The sequence below is a fragment of the Larkinella arboricola genome (genome assembly GCF_003259745.1).
GTDB lineage: Bacteria > Bacteroidota > Bacteroidia > Cytophagales > Spirosomataceae > Larkinella > Larkinella arboricola.
On record NZ_QLMC01000001.1, the window covers coordinates 163,132 to 181,446 of the forward strand.

The 18,315-nt window shown below is 52.0% G+C and carries 17 protein-coding genes; 10 read left to right on the forward strand and 7 right to left on the reverse strand.

What is annotated here, in order from left to right; translation table 11 throughout:
* Window positions 1-92 precede the first annotated feature (92 nt).
* Window positions 93-401 carry a hypothetical protein gene (locus LX87_RS00705; RefSeq protein ID WP_111626260.1) on the forward strand — a complete coding sequence of 103 codons (309 nt, stop codon included), beginning with the start codon at window positions 93-95 and terminating at the stop codon, window positions 399-401.
* A gap of 1 nt (window position 402) precedes the next feature.
* Here LX87_RS00705 and LX87_RS00710 read toward each other — a convergent pair whose 3' ends face one another.
* The gene (locus LX87_RS00710) at window positions 403-2,718 is read right to left on the reverse strand and encodes a glycosyl hydrolase family 95 catalytic domain-containing protein (protein ID WP_229310502.1); all 2,316 of its coding nucleotides are present in this window, start codon (window positions 2,716-2,718) and stop codon (window positions 403-405) included.
* A gap of 193 nt (window positions 2,719-2,911) precedes the next feature.
* On the opposite strand from LX87_RS00710, the gene LX87_RS00715 reads away from it, so the two are divergent.
* Both LX87_RS00715 and LX87_RS00720 read left to right on the forward strand, forming a co-directional pair.
* On the forward strand, window positions 2,912-3,358 hold the full coding sequence (locus tag LX87_RS00715; RefSeq protein WP_111627426.1) for a DUF6265 family protein: 447 nt from the start codon (window positions 2,912-2,914) through the stop codon (window positions 3,356-3,358).
* Window positions 3,359-3,593: 235 nt separating this feature from the next.
* Window positions 3,594-4,724: an MBL fold metallo-hydrolase gene (locus LX87_RS00720; protein ID WP_111627427.1), complete on the forward strand. Its 1,131-nt coding sequence runs from the start codon at window positions 3,594-3,596 to the stop codon at window positions 4,722-4,724.
* 1 nt (window position 4,725) lies between these two features.
* Here LX87_RS00720 and LX87_RS00725 read toward each other — a convergent pair whose 3' ends face one another.
* Window positions 4,726-5,637, reverse strand: coding sequence for a class I SAM-dependent methyltransferase (locus LX87_RS00725; RefSeq protein ID WP_111626262.1), 912 nt, complete (start codon window positions 5,635-5,637; stop codon window positions 4,726-4,728).
* A 105-nt stretch (window positions 5,638-5,742) separates the two neighbouring features.
* Window positions 5,743-7,092, reverse strand: a complete 1,350-nt coding sequence (locus LX87_RS00730; protein WP_111626263.1) for a neutral/alkaline non-lysosomal ceramidase N-terminal domain-containing protein — start codon at window positions 7,090-7,092, stop codon at window positions 5,743-5,745.
* A 204-nt stretch (window positions 7,093-7,296) separates the two neighbouring features.
* Here LX87_RS00730 and LX87_RS00735 point away from each other — a divergent pair, with 204 nt between their 5' ends.
* The 5 genes from LX87_RS00735 (at window position 7,297) to LX87_RS00755 (ending at window position 11,819) form a co-directional block, all read left to right on the forward strand.
* The gene (locus LX87_RS00735; RefSeq protein ID WP_111626264.1) at window positions 7,297-8,112 is read left to right on the forward strand and encodes an MlaE family ABC transporter permease; all 816 of its coding nucleotides are present in this window, start codon (window positions 7,297-7,299) and stop codon (window positions 8,110-8,112) included.
* 2 nt (window positions 8,113-8,114) lie between these two features.
* Complete coding sequence (locus tag LX87_RS00740) at window positions 8,115-8,894, forward strand: ABC transporter ATP-binding protein (RefSeq protein ID WP_111626265.1); 780 nt, start codon at window positions 8,115-8,117, stop codon at window positions 8,892-8,894.
* Window positions 8,895-9,010: 116 nt separating this feature from the next.
* Entirely contained in the window at window positions 9,011-10,054 is a 1,044-nt protein-coding gene (locus LX87_RS00745) for an MlaD family protein (RefSeq protein ID WP_111626266.1), read from the forward strand.
* A gap of 18 nt (window positions 10,055-10,072) precedes the next feature.
* Window positions 10,073-10,897 carry a glutamate racemase gene (gene murI / locus LX87_RS00750; protein WP_111626267.1) on the forward strand — a complete coding sequence of 275 codons (825 nt, stop codon included), beginning with the start codon at window positions 10,073-10,075 and terminating at the stop codon, window positions 10,895-10,897.
* A 61-nt stretch (window positions 10,898-10,958) separates the two neighbouring features.
* Entirely contained in the window at window positions 10,959-11,819 is an 861-nt protein-coding gene (locus tag LX87_RS00755; protein WP_111626268.1) for a pirin family protein, read from the forward strand.
* Here LX87_RS00755 and LX87_RS00760 read toward each other — a convergent pair.
* On the reverse strand, window positions 11,809-12,927 hold the full coding sequence (locus tag LX87_RS00760) for a hypothetical protein (protein ID WP_111626269.1): 1,119 nt from the start codon (window positions 12,925-12,927) through the stop codon (window positions 11,809-11,811). The two genes, LX87_RS00755 and LX87_RS00760, sit on opposite strands and share 11 nt — an antisense overlap.
* A 537-nt stretch (window positions 12,928-13,464) precedes the next feature.
* Between LX87_RS00760 and LX87_RS00765 the strand changes: the two genes are divergently transcribed.
* Window positions 13,465-13,989 carry a hypothetical protein gene (locus LX87_RS00765; RefSeq protein ID WP_146624409.1) on the forward strand — a complete coding sequence of 175 codons (525 nt, stop codon included), beginning with the start codon at window positions 13,465-13,467 and terminating at the stop codon, window positions 13,987-13,989.
* A gap of 35 nt (window positions 13,990-14,024) precedes the next feature.
* Here LX87_RS00765 and tatC read toward each other — a convergent pair whose 3' ends face one another.
* The 3 genes from tatC to LX87_RS00780 all read right to left on the reverse strand — a co-directional run bounded on the left by tatC (window position 14,025) and on the right by LX87_RS00780 (window position 17,278).
* Window positions 14,025-14,903, reverse strand: a complete 879-nt coding sequence (gene tatC, locus LX87_RS00770; RefSeq protein ID WP_111626271.1) for a twin-arginine translocase subunit TatC — start codon at window positions 14,901-14,903, stop codon at window positions 14,025-14,027.
* A 114-nt stretch (window positions 14,904-15,017) separates the two neighbouring features.
* Complete coding sequence (glyA, locus tag LX87_RS00775; RefSeq protein ID WP_111626272.1) at window positions 15,018-16,310, reverse strand: serine hydroxymethyltransferase; 1,293 nt, start codon at window positions 16,308-16,310, stop codon at window positions 15,018-15,020.
* Between the two features lie 98 nt (window positions 16,311-16,408).
* The gene (locus tag LX87_RS00780) at window positions 16,409-17,278 is read right to left on the reverse strand and encodes a helix-turn-helix domain-containing protein (RefSeq protein WP_111626273.1); all 870 of its coding nucleotides are present in this window, start codon (window positions 17,276-17,278) and stop codon (window positions 16,409-16,411) included.
* A 143-nt stretch (window positions 17,279-17,421) separates the two neighbouring features.
* Here LX87_RS00780 and LX87_RS00785 point away from each other — a divergent pair, with 143 nt between their 5' ends.
* Complete coding sequence (locus LX87_RS00785; protein ID WP_111626274.1) at window positions 17,422-18,258, forward strand: phytanoyl-CoA dioxygenase family protein; 837 nt, start codon at window positions 17,422-17,424, stop codon at window positions 18,256-18,258.
* Window positions 18,259-18,315 lie beyond the last annotated feature (57 nt).

The window sequence follows — 18,315 nt, forward strand, 5'->3', positions numbered from 1 at the left end:
GCACGGCTTCCGGAAACCGCCCAAAGCCTAGTGCCGTTGGTTCTAACAAAAGCCGTTGCATTTCGTTTCATTCTACAACTAATCTTTATGGTATGAACCGGCTTTTGTTTTCCCTGCTTTTTAGTTTTTCTGCTCTGGCCTGCTACGCGCAACGGGATACAACAGTGCGCCAGAATCCGCAGCAGTTGCCCACGACGATTTCGCCCGTGGTGACGCCCTCGAACGGTGTGCCCATGACAGCCCCGGCTGCGGAACCCGTATCCACGCCCGGCACGGTAATCAATCCGCGCGAAAGCCGGGGCAAACGCAAAGTCCGGGTGGTGCCACCGAGCGAACCGAATGCCTTTGGTGTGGGCGCAACGCTGGAAAAACGGGATACGACCCGCCGAAAAGACAACTAAGTTATTGATTAACCAACGTTACCGACCCGCCGGGTTGCAATTTTACGGTTACAAAACCGGCTTCGGTAGGTTCAACCGTGGCTTGTTTCGATGCTTTAATACTGTGTTTGCGGAAAGGCAATTTCAGCCGGGTAGTGCCGCCTTTCTCTGATTTTACTGTAATTTCCGTTACAGCGCCGTCCCGGCGTTGGGCACTGACCAGAAAAGCGCCTTCGGTTCGTAAATCCGTAAAACTGGATTCCTGCCAGCTCGCCGGAATGGCCGGAAACACTTCAATAAAACCGGCATAACTCTGAATCAGCATTTCCTGCAAACCGGCGGCAAAGGCAAAGTTGCCTTCCAGCGTAAACGGACGATAGGTAAACTTCGACTTTCCGGACTTGGTCTGATCGCCGTTCAGGTGGAACGAATTCGGAGAGCAAAAGGCCGAAGCAAAGGTGTGTAACGCTTCGCGGGCACCGTTACCGTCTTTGGCCCGTGCTTTCAGACTGCCCAGCCAGGCGTATGAGTAGCCACACCACCAATCCGGCCCAACGCGGTCGAGGAGGGCCAGCGAATTCCGGATGATCTGCTGTGAAGCTTCGCCGTCTTCCCATCGAATCAGGCCCAGCGGATGAATTGCCATGACGTGGGAGAAATGGCGGTGCGATTCGTTGTAGGGTAGGCTGGCGGCAAACATCAACTCCTTTTGTTCAGTAAGCGCAAACTCGTCCCACTGGTTTTGAATGGCCTGCCAGCGTTTGGCGTCAGTGTCGTTGCCCAGCGCCGTTGCCATTTCCGTGGCGGCTTTGAACACGAACTTCATCAGCGCCAGATCGTAATTGGTGTTAGTGGTGAACCAGGCTTCCAGACTATTATTTTTAATCTCCGGACTTGAACTGATGGGCAGTTTGCGTTTGCCATTCTCGTCCAGAACCGTCACTTGTTCCAGGTGCTGCGCCACGCCTTTCAGCCAGGGATACGCTTTCTGACGCAGAAAATTCGCATCCTGGCTATACTTCCATTGTAAATAATAATGATGGGCCAGCCAGGACGAAACCGTGGGCGAGAGCGAATATTGAATCCAGCCACCCATTTCCTTGCCAGTCAAGGTGGTAACGCCCGGCACGGCAATACCGTCGGTCCCGAAAAACCGTTTGGTGTAATCGCGGTACGTTGGCAGGTTTTCTTCCAGGTGGTTGATGTACCCAATGCTTTCTTCGAGATGGTTACCGCTATAGCTCGGCCAGTAACTTAGTTGGGTATTCAAGTCGTGGTGATAATCGCCTTTCCAGGGTGGAATCCGGCCATTGTCGGCGGTCCAGACGGCTTGCAGGGAAATCGGCGGGGTGTCGGCGCGGGCCGTAGCACCAAACTTATACGTTTCCAGATGCCACTGTTTCAAAAGCACGGGGTCCGGCACGTGCAGCGACGATTTTGACCAGAACCGGTGCCACCAGTCGCGGTGCGACGCCAGATCGGCGGCATACGTTCGGCCAACGGGTTTGATGGGAACAAGCGTTTTCTTTTTCTGGGGATAGTCAGACGTGATGGTCCAGGTGCCTTCCACCGTTTTGCCTTTCTGGGTCCACTGTACCGTTACATCATACGTAAAACCACCCCAGCCGGTCTGGTGGTACGTGATTTTGTTGTTCTGGCGCGAAACCATACCCTGCGCGTAGCCCAGTCGGACCAGATCATCACCATCGACCACGGCGTTTTCGGCTTTTTCCTGAACCGGCTTTCCGTAAGCGGGCGGAATCAGCGTGGGCGAAAACCGGGCCGGTAGGTTCTCAAAACGAAACCAGCCGACGGGTTCGGTGGCATGGACGAAAGAACGCAAAACAGCCCCGTTCTGCCATTTTACTTCCGCCACAGCGTCGCGGATCAACAGCCTTGCCGACTGTACGGCTCCCCAGCCCTGGGTGTCAAATTCCAGGGCTGCCCCCGGAATCTTGGTCGGACCGGGTTCCTGATCGTACGGTTTGTCGAAATACTCCTGAACAATCTTGTAGTCTTTCTTCATAACCTGCCCCTGCACCCAGCGGTAACTGAATTCGGGTCGGTCAATTCCTTTCATCGGGCGCAGGTCCCACAGGTCAACCCGGTCCAGCGAAAACCGTACGTGGTTGGCCTTCTGCCAGATCAAGGCTCCCAACGTACCGTTTCCCAACGGCAGGGCTTCGTCCCAGCGGGTTGGTAACTGGGCGAATTGCAAATCGTGCGGACCGGCCTGGAGCGACTGAGCGGTTGCGGGCGGCAGGGCCAGAAAGTAAACGCAGGTGATTGGCGTCAGAAGGTGTCGGAACCACTTCATCCTGAAAGTGTTGGTAGTCATACGGGTTTAGGAGAGTTCGGATCAGCAAGGTCTATAGGGGTTTGCAAAAAAGCAAATGGCCGCGTCTCATCAGAGAGATTTTAGTATCTTGCCGATCATAAAACCTATTCCCATGCACTTATTTACCAACTCTCGCTTTCGTGCGCTGCGCCGTTTGGCATCTTTCTCACTGGTTGTTTTTTGTAGTTTCCTGATGGCCCCGACGGTTTTTGCCCAGAAAGGATCGTTGTCTGATGTTGCTTTTATGGAAGGCCGCTGGCGGGGTACGTTTAATGGCGGGCCGATTGATGCTGCCTGGGCCGCTCCTGAAGGGGACAACCTGCCCGGTTTCATGCGGATGATGAAAGACAATAAGGTAACGATGTACGAAATGCTGATTTTCGAACAAACCGAACAGGGCCCGATTGTTCTTGTCAAACACTTCAAGCCGGGTTTGATTGGGTCAGAAGAAAAAGACCAGTCGGACCGGTATTCGTTCATTGAAGCCAAGAAAAATCAGGCGTTGTTTGAAAAATCAGACGGTCAGGTCCGGATTATTTACGAAAAACGCTCCGACAACCAACTCGTCATTCAGCGCGGTAAAAAAGAAGGCGGCAAATGGGCATTCGTCGATTTGTTTGTGTTCAACCGTGTTAAGTGATCAGTAAAAGCTTTCTATTTTAAGGATTTGCTCTTCAACGGCGGGTGGAACGACCCGCCGTTTTTTTTAGGATATAAAGCAACGCTCTGAAGGCCATTCAGTATCCTTTGCGCACATCGGCATCCGGGCCAGTCTGGTTGAGGAAGATAGGTGCATCGTTTTTAAACGGGGCCGGAACTACCCGGAGAATCAGCTTGTTTCCAGTCGTATGCCTGACAGGCTGCCCACCACTTTCATGAAAAAAGTTATCAAAAGAATGGCCTTTATTTCTGTTTCGCTCCTGCTTTTACTAATACTGGCCGTGGTTGCCTTTGTCAATCTTTCTCCGCAGTTTGGGGCCAACGCGACCGGCGACCGGCTGAAACGCATCCAGGCATCACCCAATTATAAAGACGGCACGTTTCAGAATCTGGTGCCAACCAGCCTCGATATGTCGCCGGGCAAGCTGGTTTTGGCAACCTGGAAGATGCTCACGGGCGTACCGGGGTCTGAACCAGCCGACACGATCCAGACGGTGCCGTTCGATGCTGCACTTTTTGAAGGAACGGGTGGGCCGGAGCAGGTGGCCATTAGCTGGTTCGGGCATTCGTCGCTGCTGATTCGCATTCAGGGCAAAACGCTGCTGACCGACCCGGTATTTAGTGAACGGGCTTCGTTTGCATCCTTTAGCGGGCCAAAACGGTTTCCGTACAACCACTACATGGACGTGGAGGAACTGCCGAAGGTTGACGCCGTTATTCTGTCCCACGATCATTACGACCACCTGGATTACGAAACGTTTATCCGGCTAAAAAGCAAAGTAGAACGGTTTTTTGTGCCGCTGGGCGTGGGCGCTCACCTGGAAAAGTGGGGCATTGCGCCGGAGCAGATTACGGAACTGGACTGGCACGAATCGGCCAAACTGGGCGATCTGACGCTGGTTTGCGCTCCGGCCCGGCACTTCTCAGGCCGCGGCCTGACCAACCGGAACACCACGCTCTGGGCGTCGTGGGCCCTGCTCGGTACGCAGAAAAGGGTTTACTACGGCGGGGATACGGGTTACTATCCGGGACTGAAAACCGTCGGGGAGAAATACGGGCCGTTCGATGTGGCGTTGCTGGAGTGTGGCGCGTACAATGAAGACTGGATTGATATTCATATGATGCCTGAACAAACCGCTCAGGCACAACTCGACGTGAAAGCTGATTTACTCATCCCGATTCACTGGGGTAAGTTTAATCTGGCCCTGCATACTTGGCGCGACCCGATTCAGCGCCTGCTCAAACGGTCGGCGGACCTGGGCACGAAAGTCGCCACCCCCCGGATTGGCGAAGTGGTGGTACTGGGAGCGACGGTTCCGAATACGCATTGGTGGGAAACTGAGTAGGTTACTTTCTCCGTAACCAGATGCTTCCGCCCGGATTATAGTTGTAACGGGGCATATTTTTTGAAATCCAGGAAGTATAATGCTGGTGCATGAAGGAATTGAAAAACACAATTTCGAAGCACTCATTATACATCATGAAGTTGCGCAGCATGTAGCTTTCGTTCCAGCCGAACCCTTTCCAGCCCAGCACCCATTCTTCGGGGTATTCGAAGGGGTAAAAAATGTCGTGAAAGTGAATCAGAACTCCGCTTTTCAACCGGGGCAGAATTTCAAAAAAGATGTAATTAACATCGCTACCGGTTTTGGCCACGTGGGTAGAGTCCACAAAAAAGATATCATTCGCAGCCAGCGTGTCAAACGTCTCCAGAGGAACAGACTGAAGTTTGGTGACCAACACCGTTGGGTTTCCCCGGTCCTGAGGGTGGAGCAGACTGTGCAGCCGCTCGGGGTTCGGGTCAATGCACGTCAGAGCCAGTGAGTTGTCTAAAAATAATTCGCTGGTATCCAGCATGACCGCCGAACTGAAACCCGATCCGGCTTCAACAATCCGGCGGGGGCGGAAATGGCGCAGCATGGAATGTAAAATAATAGCATCCCCGTAGCTGAACAGATCATTCTCGAAGTAGTATCGAAAGTCTGGTTGTTTAGTGGTCGGGAAGGGAACGGTATCGTAATAGCCCAGCGCAAATGCCTGTAGGAGTTGAAACTGCGTGTGCCTGCACAGGCGAATGGCTTTGATCGGACGGGGCTTGCGGGAGAAAACAGTCGTGCGTAATGCGGCCAATTCCTTAGCATCCACAATCGGACTGTAATAATGGCCGGGCGGGTACATGGTTTGGTATTGTTCCAGTTGAATCCGCATATTTCTGATATACGGAATGGAATGCAGGAGGGCTTTAATCAGGGACTTCATGCCGGGTTTTCAGAAATATCTCACAGATAGTTGCGCATACAAATATAGTGGCGCTGTGAATCTTTCCTAATCTGCACGAAGATTTTTATGGTACCAGACCCTTGATTACAGCCGCACCAACAGGCCCTTCATCATTTCAACGAAGTAAGCGCCGTTTTCCGGCCCGAACCAGTTCATGGTTTGTGTTTCGTAAGCCTGCTTGTGGTAATATTGATCCGGGGTAATATAGCCGACATAGCCACCGTTGAAGCTCGTCACCATTAAATTAAATCCTTTCTGACCCGCCTGACGGAGGAGAGCTGGCACCAGCTCTCCCGAAAAATCGCAGGGCGTGCCGAGCAGAACCGTCTGGCCAATCCGCAGGGCTTTCAAATCCGACGGATAATCACCATAAACGGAATAAAACAGCCAGGGGCGGACCCGCCAGTTGCCGACCACGCGCGGGTGTGGTTCGCGCAATTCCAGCGGCAGGGTTAGCAGTTCGAGTGTACTATCTGGTCGGGTTTTTACTTGCGGCAGGGCGGGGACGATCCGGTTTGTCAGGCTGTCGGCATAATTTCGGATGGTGCGGAAAACATCCTTTTCTTCGCGAACCTTCGAACCCGTGCTCCCCACCGATCCGGCCATAAAAAGAGCAAAGCTTCCCGATTGTTTTTCGAGTTGATCGACCAGTACACCCGGATAATCGCGGCTCAGGTACTGCGCATCCGCTGCCCGGAAGATGGTAGCGTGGCCCCCATACGTGCAAAGCAGCGCCGATTCACCGGTTTTTTTCCGAAGTTTCAAAAGCCGGATGTTACCATCCACCTCTCCTTCGTTGTTCATGCGGTTGTACACCAGTTCGGGGGCCGCAATCTGCGTAAAACCCACCTCCGCCGGAGCCAGTTGCCGCTGGGCCAGTGTAATCGATTTCAGAACGGCATTGGTAATATGATCCACCACCCGTTGGTCGAACTCGCCCGCAAAGAGTCCGCCGACCAGTCCGGGGGCCCAGCCGCCCAGGCTATTATGGCTGTGAATGGCTCCGGTAAATACGTTCTCCCACTGAAATCCGATTTCCGGCAATCTTTTTTTGAGTTGTTCTGTTACGGTGGGGGGCGTAATCAGGAGGTCCAGCGCAACAAGGGCTACTTTGGTGCTGCCGTTGGTCAACACGACCGTCCGGACATAGATGGAATCGCTCACGGTTTTCCAGTGTTCCCCCCGGCGGACCCCATACCCACCCGTTGGGGTGGTAAAAGAGGGCGTCAGGTTCACTTTTGCCCATCCTGCCTGTAGACCCGTCTGGGGGCGGAGGGGCCTGGGCAGGTGAAGAAGCCGTTGCCGGGTGTGGGCGTAATAATCGGTTTTTCGGTACGGGGTGTCGCTGACCGGTGCCAGGCTAACGGCCAGGAAAAGCAGAATAATTCCGACCAGACCTAACAGGGTTTTTAAGAGAATACGCAGGTATTTCATGTTTTTCGAATGCCAAATCTAACAAAATCTAACCTTGTATCCTCAAAACCAGTTATTAGAGAGTACAAAAAGCTGTTTAGGATTTATCGGTTGCAACCCGTTCTTGATAACATAGATAATCGGCTAATTATCGAGTAATGGCAACTAAAAACGGTAAATAATAAACCATAAATTAATTTTGCCCGGTTCCATTGATTTTTACTGATGCAAGCCAGCACAACCTCATCAAAAAGTGACTCGTCGGCCAAGCCGGTGGTTTCCCGGCGGTTCGACCGTATATTTCTGGCGTTAAGCGATGTAGCATCGTTTATGGCGCAATTTTTTAAAGAAGTATTTGTTCCGCCCTATGAAGGGAAGGAAATCATCCGGCAATGTTACGAGGTGGGCGTGCGATCACTGCCGCTCATTTCGCTGACGGGTTTTATCACCGGGATTGTGTTCACCAACCAGTCGCGTCCGTCGCTGGCTACGTTTGGCGCGACCTCCTGGCTTCCCTCGCTGATTTCCATTGCCTTGGTGCGCGCACTGGCTCCGCTGGTTACGGCCCTGATTGCTTCCGGGCGGGTGGGGTCCAACATTGGCGCCGAGCTGGGCTCGATGCGGGTGACGGAGCAGATCGAAGCCATGGAAGTGTCGGGGACCAACCCGTTTAAATTTCTGGTTGTCAGTCGTGTTGTGGCTACTACCTTTATGATCCCGACGCTGGCGATGTTTTTTATTTTGCTCGGGATGCTGGGGTCCTACGTGAATGTCCACCAAAATGAAGCCACCAGCTTTATGACGTTTATCGACCAGTTCTTTAGCTCAATTTCTTTCCTGGACATTAATTCGACGGTGGTGAAATCGATTGTTTTCGGGTTTACAATCGGTATGGTGGGTTCGTACAAGGGCTATCATTCATCAAAAGGGACAGAAGGGGTTGGCCGGGCGGCCAATTCATCGGTGGTAACGTCGATGTTTCTCGTGTTCATTGAAGAATTGCTGGCTTTGCAGATTATTAATGCCATTCGCGCCGTGTAGATATGAATCCTAAACAACCGCGATATAACGACCAGAAAGAAGGGGTTATCACAATCCGTAACCTGAAAATCTCGTTTGGCGATCTGCACGTACTTCGGGGGGTCGATCTGGATTTGTACCAGGGTGAAAACCTGGTTGTGCTGGGCCGTTCCGGTACCGGAAAGTCGGTCCTGATCAAGATTATCTCCGGGCTGCTGGAACCGGACGAAGGAACGGTAAATGTACTGGGGCAGGATGTTAGCCAACTGAACAGCCGGGAGCTGGATGCACTACGGCTTAAAATCGGCTTCTCGTTTCAGAGCAGTGCCTTGTACGACAGCATGACCGTGCGCGAGAACCTGGAATTTCCGCTGATCCGGAACGTTCGCAACCTGAGCCGCGCGGAAATAAACAAAGCCGTTGAAGAAGCCCTGGAAGATGTCGGGCTAAGCCAGACCATCAACCAGATGCCGTCAGAACTGTCGGGTGGACAGCGAAAGCGGATCGGGATTGCCCGTACGCTAATTCTGAAACCGGAGATTATGCTGTATGATGAGCCAACGGCGGGTCTGGACCCCATTACGTCCAACGAGATCAACAACCTCATTAATGAGGTGCAGGAGCGCCATAATACGTCTTCGATTATCATCACGCACGACTTAACCTGCGCCAAAACCGTTGGCGACCGGATTGCGATGCTGCTTGATGGCCGGTTTGAGCGGCAGGGAACGTTCGAAGAAATTTTCGAAGATCCAAACGATGAGCGCGTAAAACAGTTTTATGAGTACAACTTTATTGATTGATAAGTAACCCGTTAAACAGGGATAGGTTACAGGCAACCTACTGACTATAAACGGGTACAAGTAAAGACATTACATCAAGGATTCAGGAGTAAAATCCATACCTAAAAAGACACGCAATGAAAGCTGCAGAGAATAAGCGGGCTATTTCCGTCGGTATTTTTGTATTAATCGGCATCGTCATTCTGGTAACCGGCATCATGGTACTGGGCGGAAAACAGAAACGGTTTGTCAAGAGCATTCGGGTGAATGCCATTTTTAATAACGTAGGCGGTTTGCAGTCCGGAGCCAACGTCTGGTTTTCCGGGGTCAAAGTCGGTACCGTTCGTCGTATTCAGTTTTACGGTAACTCGCAGGTTGAAGTGACCATGAACATTGAAGAAGATGTACAGCAGTACATTCGCAAAGATGCGCAGGCGGCTTTGAGCACGGATGGTTTGATTGGTAACAAAATTGTTGAAATTGTTGGTGGAAGCACCAACTCGCCGGTTGTCGAAGACGGCGATATTCTGCATACCAAAGCGGCTCTCAATACCGAGGAAATCATGACGACGTTGCAGGCCAACAACAACAACCTGCTCCGGGTCACGACCGATGCTAAAAAAATTCTGGATGAAGTGCTGAAAGGCAAGGGCGTTGCGGGCGCAGTTCTGCGGGATTCGACGATGGCCACCCGGTTCAAGAATACGATGGCGAACCTACAGGCGGCTTCCAATAGTGCGGCTCAGGTTACCCGGTCGTTGAGTTCGGCTTCCGGCTCCCTGAATCAGTTTGCGTCCCAACTCAATGCCAAAGGGACGCTGGCGCATGATCTGGTTTCCGATACCACCATTGTCCGGGATTTGCGGGCGTCAACCGCCCGGTTGAAGGATGTCTCGAACACGGCGGTCGAAGCAACGACGAACGTGAGACGGGCCACCGAAAAACTGAATTCCAATAACAATGCCATTGGATCGCTGCTAAACGATGAAGTGGTTAATAACGACCTGAAAAGCACAATTCATAATCTGGAAACGAGCAGCCAGAAACTGGATGAAAACATGGAAGCCCTACAGCATAACTTCCTGTTTCGGGGCTTCTTCCGGCGCCGGGCCAAGGAGCAGGCTAAACAAAAAAGCGCCACGGCGGCCACCGCTCCGACCGACACGAGTGTGCGGAAGTAAAAGCCGTATATTTGCGGCATGACCCCCACTCAACCCATTGGCGTGTTCGACTCCGGCTACGGCGGTCTGACGGTCTTGAAATCCATTGTTCGGCAGTTGCCGCAGTATGATTACGTTTACCTGGGCGACAATGCCCGCACGCCCTACGGCACCCGTTCGTTTGAGACGGTTTATCAGTACACGCTCGAATGCGTTCAGCATTTGTTTCAACTGGGATGCCGTCTGGTGATTCTGGCCTGCAACACGGCTTCAGCCAAGGCGTTACGGAACATTCAGCAGCTTGATTTGCCCGTTATCGCGCCCGACCGGCGGGTGTTGGGCGTTATCCGACCTACAACGGAGGTAATTGGCCGGTATTCAAAAACCGGTCACATCGGGATTCTGGCCACGCGCGGCACGGTTACGTCAGAATCGTATACGGTTGAGATTGAGAAATTTTTCCCGGACCTGAACGTCTACCAGGAAGCGTGTCCAATGTGGGTTCCGCTGGTTGAAAACGGTGAGCACGACGGCCCCGGCGCGGATTACTTCGTCCAAAAGCACCTGGAGCACCTTCTCGAACGCTCGTCGGAGATTGATACGCTCTTGCTGGCCTGTACGCATTATCCGTTGCTGCTGCCCAAAATTCGCCAGTTTACGCCCGAACACCTGACTATTCTGAGCCAGGGCGATATCGTCGCTCACAGCCTGGCGGATTATCTGCAACGCCATCCGGAAATTGACGCCCAGTGTACCAAAGGCCAGAGCCTGAAATTCTACACAACCGATTCGGCAGAAGAATTTGAACAGAAAGCCACGTTATTCTGGGGAGAACCCGTTCGGGCTAGCTGGCTGAAGCTGTAAGGGCTGGTTTACGAAAAGAAGATTACATCAAAAACTGATCGGACTTCGGTCTGGCAACGCCATGAGTCAACGTACTATTCGGACCGTTATTAAACCTCAGGCTCAGAAACTGGGCCCGCTAACCATGCATCAGCCGCTTCCGGCCAACGGTCTTGACCAACTCGACCCTTTTTTGTTGCTGCACCACCACGGACCTACCACGTTTCCGGCCCACAACAGCGGTTTGCCGTTTGGCCCACACCCCCATCGGGGATTCGAAACCGTAACGTTTATTTATGAGGGCGATGTTCGGCACCGCGACAGCAGCGGTTTTTCCAGCACCATCCGAACCGGCGGTGTTCAGTGGATGACCACGGGCCGGGGCCTGGTGCATTCCGAAAGCTCGTCCGAAGAGTTTCGGGAAAAGGGCGGACCGGTTGAACTCATCCAGCTCTGGACGAATTTGCCGGCCCGTTTTAAAGGAGTTGACCCGCATTATGTGGGCTTACAAAAGGACGAAATTCCCAGCGTAACGCTCGATGGCGGCAACGTAACGGTGGCCGTTACATCCGGAGTCTGGAATGAAACCACCGGGCCGGTTCAGCCGGTTTACGACGTTGAACTGGCAAACGTAACCATGTTGGAGGGCGGTTCTTTCATCCGTCGAATTGAAGCTTCCCGTACCGTTTTGTTCTATCTCCTGAACGGGTCGGTAATTGTCAGTGAGCGCGAAGTAACCGGGCGGACGCTGGTTGTTTTTCAAAACGATGGCGACGAACTGCACGTCCGGGCCACCAGCGATTCCCGTATTTTACTTGGTTCGGCCGAACCCATCAACGAGCCGGTGGTTTCCTACGGCCCGTTTGTAATGAATACCGAGCAGGAAATCCGGCAGGCCGTGATGGACTACCAGAGCGGCCGTATGGGAACGCTCACGGATTAATTCTCAGAACCGTATAAGCGGCCTGGTTGGGCTGACGAGTCTGCGTGCCTACCGTGGTATTGGTGCGGTCGTCGTCGTGAATGACCAGCACATGATGCGCGTCCGGGAACGTCAGATCCTCGGCTTTGTGATTGAAATGCACAGGCTGACCGTTCGCGTCCCGCAGCAGCGTCGGCGGGCGGTTGTTCAGGAGGTCTTCGGGCTTGATCGTCCAGACGTAGGCATCCAGCTGGCCGTTGCTTTCAATGGAAGTGAGCATCCAGAATAGGTTGCGGTTACGGTCGTATTCAAGACTCGATAGCGCGAGCGGTTTGGGCAGTTCGGTAACCGTTGACGGATCAAAATCGGCGACAATCCGCCAGTTGTTTTTTAGCACAATCCGCTCGCTGCTTCCGGTTTTTTCGACAAAGAACGGCACGGCGACAACACGAACCCGGTAATCGAACTTGTCGAATTTCTCGCCTTCTTCCCGGATGCCAAACAGCAGCAGCGTATCCATTACGGCCAGACCTTCCACTTTAAAGTACGGCATTCCGTTCGGAAAAGCGGGACGGTTCTGTGCCAGCACTTTCCCTAACTGGTCGCGAAAAGCCACCGACGTTTTAGCGCCCCGCTCCGGAGCCAGCACCTGTGGATTAGCCTCCTGACCTTTTTTCCAGTACAGAATGGTGTTGTAGCTGTCCCAGTCCGATGAACCCGGCTTTACCCGGTCGAACGCCGTGGTCAGAAAAACATACTCTTTGTTGCTTGCAAAATCCTCGTATTTCCGCGCCGTCCGAAAGGCTTCGGCCAGTAGGGGCGTTGGTCGGGCGGTGGAGTCGGCCAGACTTTTCCAGGGCTTGGTCATCACCGGGCTAAGGCCCGCAGGCATATCCTTGTCGTTGGCAAAGAAAACCGTTCCGTTATCGTATAAGACCGCCGACGCTTCGCACCAAACCGGGTTGCCATCGGGCATCTTCGTGCCGAAGTCGCAGCAGGACAGAAAGTTCTGGGTGTCAATGGAAGCACTCAGAGCGTGTACGGCTTTTCCGGTGGTTGGGCGGCTGGTTTTACACTCGACCAGAAAGAGTGTTACTACCAGCAGATAAATCGGTATAACAGGTTTCATAAAGAATCGCTAAGTCAACACGTAGGTTTCACCGCAAAATTAACCGTAAACTTCTCTTTGAATACTTCGCCTGCAACACTTTTCGGTGCCGTTGTGTATCTTCAGAATATAGATAAAAAGGTTAGAATTACAGGCCCCGGCGTTTGTCGGGGTTTTGTTTATGTAAATGGTACCTAGAAAATAAGGGTCAAACCGGTAATTTAGTTGGGAGTCAAACTGATTCTAGCCGGGATCTATTTGATCTGGATATTGTGTTTTAGCCGTAAAACGCTGTAGTTCTTTCTGCCCTTGTCCAATTTATTTTCTCTAAAATTGAAATTTACGTCCGGTTTTCCCGTTGTAGGGTTATTGTTCCAACTAAAAAGGTCCTACTGCTTAAGTGTGATTTTTAACGCTTCAGTTTGTGCTTTTCACAGTTGATTCTTGTTGCGATTGAATTTGCCTGGTTTCGCTCTCACCTTTGTCTTGTCAGTTAGATGGCTGCAAACGTCCTCTTTCCTGAACAGTAAACAACAAAGGCCGTCATACCAAACCCTTGTGAAGACCCTACTACTTTGTCTTGTGCTGGTTGCCTATACGGCCCTGACACCCGGTTTCCCGCAGGCATCTCAGAAAATTGAGAAGATGCTTAATCTGGGCTTGGGTATGCAGTCATATGCCCTGGGTGGGTTGTGCAACGGGGCTTCCTTTGAACTGGGCTTTCCTAACAACATCAGCGTTGGGGGCTTTTTTGACTACGCTTTATACGGCACTAAATTTGGCGATCGTCGCTGGAAGTCGCAATACGCCAGTTTTGGCGTTCGTGGTTCCTTTCATTTAGCCGATGCGCTGGGCGTTGGAAATGATAAGTTCGATCCTTACGTGGGCTTATCGGTGGGTACGCGCACGGTCATTCACCGCACTGAATTTGAACAGGAAGACTGGTTTATTCCGCGATTAAAAGGGTTTATTCCGGGTGTACACGTGGGTAGTTTTTATCATTTCAGTCAAAAGATTGGCGGCTTTGCCGAAATGGGCCGGGGTATAGCCGCTCTCCGCTTGGGCGTGACCGGAAAGTTTTAAACTAAAAAAGGGCAACCTAAGCTGCCCTCTCTTCCTTAATCTTCGTAACCGTCACTCTTCATCAGTTCCTGCTCGTCTTTCAGCCGCATGCGCTGAACATAGCCAGAAACCCAGATACTGACTTCGTAGAGCAGAACCAGCGGAATTGCCACCAGAATCTGGCTGTAAATATCCGGTGAGGGCGTAATCACAGCCGCCACAATCAGGATCACCACCAGCGCATGACGACGGTATTCGCGCATGAACTGCGGTGATAAAATACCAATTTTCGATAACACAAAAGCGGCAATCGGCATCTGGAAGGTCAGACCGCAACCCAGCGTTAGCGTAGCCAGGGTAGAAATGTAGGAAGTGATATCAAACTCGTTGACAATACGCGGATCGAGCTGGAAATTAGCCAGGAAGTTAATAGCCAGCGGTGAAACGATGTAGTAGCCGAACAGAACGCCCGCAAAAAACAGCGTTGTTACAAAAAATACGGCTCCCCGCGCGGCCCGGCGCTCCGAAGCTTTCAGGCCCGGCATGATAAACCGCCACATTTCCCAGAAAGCGTACGGAAAAGCAAACAGCAATCCAATCATCAGGGAGGCCGTTAAAGCCATGGTAAATTGGCCCGCCATCTCCCGGCTCTGGAGCGTGAAATTCAATTTCTCAATACACAGATCGGTGAAACCGGTTTTCTCCGACAGCTTGCACATCATCCGGTACGTCCAGAAACTGGGAGTTGACGGTCCCAGAATGACCAGATCGTATATTTCGCGAATGTAGATAAAAGCTAGAATAGCAAACACGGCAATGGATGCCACCGCCCGGACAAGGTGCCACCGAAGCTCCTCTAAATGCTCGAGAAAGGTCATTTCTGACCCATCATCAACTTCATTTTCGCTATCAAACTCTTGGTCTATGGGCTTCATTTAATTTTGAATGAGCGAATGAGTGAATGATAGAATCGTGCTGCTATTTTCAAACACTGCTGACCTGCCGCACCAACGGCCCGGTCATTCTATCATTCACTCATTCAAAATTAATTAACTATAAAGTGGAAACGCTTTCATCCAGGAGTTGATTTCTTCGCGCACTACCTGAAGTTTGGCTTCGTTGTCGTGGTTCATCAACACTTCGTCGATATATACGACAATTTGCTCCATGTCAGATTCTTTCATGCCACGCGTTGTGACGGCGGCCGTACCAACCCGCATACCGGAGGTTACCATCGGTGATTTATCATCAAACGGAACCATATTCTTGTTGATGGTAATGTCGGCTTTGATGAGCGTATTTTCCGCCAGTTTACCCGACAATCCTTTCGAACGCAGGTCGATCAGCATCAGGTGGTTATCCGTACCGCCCGAAATGATCTGGTAGCCCCGCGCCAGGAAAGCCGCAGCCATCGCCTGCGCATTTTTCTTAACCTGGTCGGCATACTCCGCGAAATCATCGGATAGAGCCTCACCGAACGCAACTGCTTTGGCGGCAATGATGTGTTCCAGCGGACCGCCCTGCGTGCCGGGGAATACACCCGAATCGAGCAGCGACGACATCAGGCGCAGGTCGCCTTTGGGCGTGGTGATGCCGAACGGGTTTTCGAAATCATTCCGCATCATGATCATCCCACCCCGGGGACCACGCAGCGTTTTATGGGTTGTTGTGGTTACAATGTGGCAATGATCCATCGGGTCGTTCAGCAATCCTTTGGCAATCAGGCCCGCCGGGTGCGAAATGTCCGCCAGCAGAAGAGCCCCTACCGAATCGGCAATGGCCCGCAGACGGGCGTAATCCCAATCGCGGCTGTAGGCCGATGCTCCGCAGATTAACAGCTTCGGACGTTCGCGCTGGGCGGTTTCTTCCACTTTGTCGTAGTTGATCACGCCCGTTTCTTTTTCGACGCCGTAGAACGTAGGCCGGAAATATTTTCCGGAAATATTAACCGCCGAACCATGCGTCAGGTGACCGCCGTGCGACAGATCGAAGCCCAGAATGGTATCACCCGGTTTCAGGCAGGCCACAAATACCGCCGTGTTAGCCTGAGCGCCCGAATGCGGCTGCACGTTGGCCCACGATGCTCCAAAAAGGTCTTTGACGCGGTTGATGGCGATCTGTTCGATTTCGTCGACCACTTCGCATCCGCCGTAATACCGTTTGCCGGGCAAGCCTTCGGCGTATTTATTCGTTAAGACGGTTCCGGCTGCTTCCATTACCTGCTTGGAAACAAAATTTTCGGAAGCAATCAGTTCAAGACCGGACTCCTGACGGTGTTGCTCTTTAGCGATGAGGTCAAATACCTGCGTATCACGGGCAACGGAGGTGGCTGTAGTCGACATAAGTAACGGTTCGCCAAAACGATTGGCGGTCAATGAATGGATAACGATTTAACAAACAGATACAAAAGTAAGGAGAAAAACAGCAATCTCGTTCTCTTCTACTTATTATGTTGAAGGGATTGGTATTTCAGGGGAGTGGTGCCGTTGTGGAGCTTGAATTGCCGGTGAAAATGAGAGATATTATTGAATCCGCACTCCAGCCCCACCTGACTGATACTGAGGTCGGAATGTACCAGCAACTTCCGGGCGTGACTGATCCGGAGTTCGTTCAGGTATTCGATAAACGATTTGCGGGTTCGCTTCCGGAAATACCGGCAGAAAGCCGCCGGTGCCATACCCGCCACGGAGGCAATGTCATCGACCCGGATTTCTTCCCGAAAATGCGTCAGCATGAAGTCCAGCACCCGTTTCATGCGCTCGGTTTCGGCCTGACTGGCTTTTAACTCGTAGTTGTCGCTGGCCAGCATCAGCGCATTCGGATCGTCGGCCAGTTGCTGGAGCAGGCCCAGTAGGTTCAGCAGCCGTTGCAGACCGTCGCAATGCAAGAGGTTTTCCATAGCGTACTGCACCTCCTTAACCTTTCTGGTACTGAACCGCAAACCATACCGGGCGCGGTTCAATAAGTCCATCAGTGGCTGTGCTTCAGGGAGCTGTGGGAGTAATGTTGTGCCGAGTAGCTGCGCGAACTGCACGACAATGGCCTCGGCCCGGCGTCCGGAATCGGGGCGGTAATAATCGTCATCATTCCGCCAGAAGTGCGGCAGATTCGGCCCCAGGAGTACCAGATCACCCGCATCAAATGGTTCGATATGATCGCCCACAAAACGTTTTCCGTGGCTGTTTACGATATACGTCAGTTCGTATTCGGGATGAAAGTGCCAGGGAGCGTCGAAATAAGGCAGGTCCAGATGGATTACCCGCAGGGAATTATGGTCACCTAATTCAATTTTTTCAAATAAGGCTTTCACAACATGCAGTATTTTTACTCTCCAGGAGTACGTTGGGGAACAAAAAGTCAAAATTATACAGTAATCGGGATAATAATTAAATTTTTACAAGAAACAATTGAATCAATTTTGTACCACTGATTTTTCCTAAACCCATTGAGTATATGCACGTAACCGTTGACAAAGCTTCTCTGTTGCGGGAATTGGACGAGGAGTATACCGTCAGCCCGGAAGCTATTGCCTTTTACCGTAAAAACGGATACGTCAAGTTAAAAAATGTACTTAGTCCGGACGTTCTTCAGTATTACGGTGACGTAATTACTCAACTGGTTCTTAAGCTCAATACCCTGACCAAGTCAATGGAGGAGCGGACCACCTACGAACGGGCTTTTCTGCAAATCATGAACCTCTGGCGGGAAGATTCAACCGCCAGAGAGTTCGTCTTTTCGCGCCGACTGGCCAAAATTGCCGCCGATCTGATGGGGGTAGACGGTGTACGGCTTTACCACGATCAGGCCCTCTACAAAGAACCGTCGGGCGGCTTTACACCCTGGCACGCCGATCAGTTTTACTGGCCTTTATCATCGCCCAAGACAACCACCGTCTGGATTCCATTGCAGGACACACCGATGGAAATGGGGCCGCTGGCGTTTGCCGAGCAGAGCCAGAGCGTAGAAATTGGCCGCAACATGGAAATCAGCGACGAAAGCGAGCAAGTGCTTCAGGAAGAATTGACCAGCCGTAATTTCCACGTGAACGACACGCCGTTTGAACTCGGGGAAGTCAGTTACCATGCTGGCTGGACGTTTCACCGGGCCGGGCCGAATACATCCGATGTGCCGCGGAAAGTGATGACGATGATTTACATGGATCAGGAGCAAACCATAACCAGACCGATCAATACTTATCAGGAAGCCGACTGGACAACTTGGCTGGAAAGCTATCCGATTGGCAGCAAACCCGAGAGTGCCCTAAACCCGCTTCTTTTTAGGAAGCAATGAACGTATTACAACAAAGCCCTTTATAAACCCTTATCCTCTCTTAATAAACATAGGTTG

What these genes read in the sequence shown, in the direction of transcription:
- LX87_RS00715 (WP_111627426.1), top strand. Translation starts at nt 2,912, where the DNA reads ATGGCCCCGACGGTTTTTGCCCAGAAAGGATCGTTGTCTGATGTTGCT.
- LX87_RS00725 (WP_111626262.1), bottom strand. Translation starts at nt 5,637, where the DNA reads ATGAAGTCCCTGATTAAAGCCCTCCTGCATTCCATTCCGTATATCAGA.
- LX87_RS00705 (WP_111626260.1), top strand. Translation starts at nt 93, where the DNA reads ATGAACCGGCTTTTGTTTTCCCTGCTTTTTAGTTTTTCTGCTCTGGCC.
- LX87_RS00785 (WP_111626274.1), top strand. Translation starts at nt 17,422, where the DNA reads ATGCACGTAACCGTTGACAAAGCTTCTCTGTTGCGGGAATTGGACGAG.
- glyA (WP_111626272.1), bottom strand. Translation starts at nt 16,310, where the DNA reads ATGTCGACTACAGCCACCTCCGTTGCCCGTGATACGCAGGTATTTGAC.
- LX87_RS00710 (WP_229310502.1), bottom strand. Translation starts at nt 2,718, where the DNA reads ATGACTACCAACACTTTCAGGATGAAGTGGTTCCGACACCTTCTGACG.
- LX87_RS00720 (WP_111627427.1), top strand. Translation starts at nt 3,594, where the DNA reads ATGAAAAAAGTTATCAAAAGAATGGCCTTTATTTCTGTTTCGCTCCTG.
- LX87_RS00745 (WP_111626266.1), top strand. Translation starts at nt 9,011, where the DNA reads ATGAAAGCTGCAGAGAATAAGCGGGCTATTTCCGTCGGTATTTTTGTA.
- LX87_RS00730 (WP_111626263.1), bottom strand. Translation starts at nt 7,092, where the DNA reads ATGAAATACCTGCGTATTCTCTTAAAAACCCTGTTAGGTCTGGTCGGA.
- LX87_RS00735 (WP_111626264.1), top strand. Translation starts at nt 7,297, where the DNA reads ATGCAAGCCAGCACAACCTCATCAAAAAGTGACTCGTCGGCCAAGCCG.
- tatC (WP_111626271.1), bottom strand. Translation starts at nt 14,903, where the DNA reads ATGAAGCCCATAGACCAAGAGTTTGATAGCGAAAATGAAGTTGATGAT.
- LX87_RS00755 (WP_111626268.1), top strand. Translation starts at nt 10,959, where the DNA reads ATGAGTCAACGTACTATTCGGACCGTTATTAAACCTCAGGCTCAGAAA.
- murI (WP_111626267.1), top strand. Translation starts at nt 10,073, where the DNA reads ATGACCCCCACTCAACCCATTGGCGTGTTCGACTCCGGCTACGGCGGT.
- LX87_RS00740 (WP_111626265.1), top strand. Translation starts at nt 8,115, where the DNA reads ATGAATCCTAAACAACCGCGATATAACGACCAGAAAGAAGGGGTTATC.
- LX87_RS00760 (WP_111626269.1), bottom strand. Translation starts at nt 12,927, where the DNA reads ATGAAACCTGTTATACCGATTTATCTGCTGGTAGTAACACTCTTTCTG.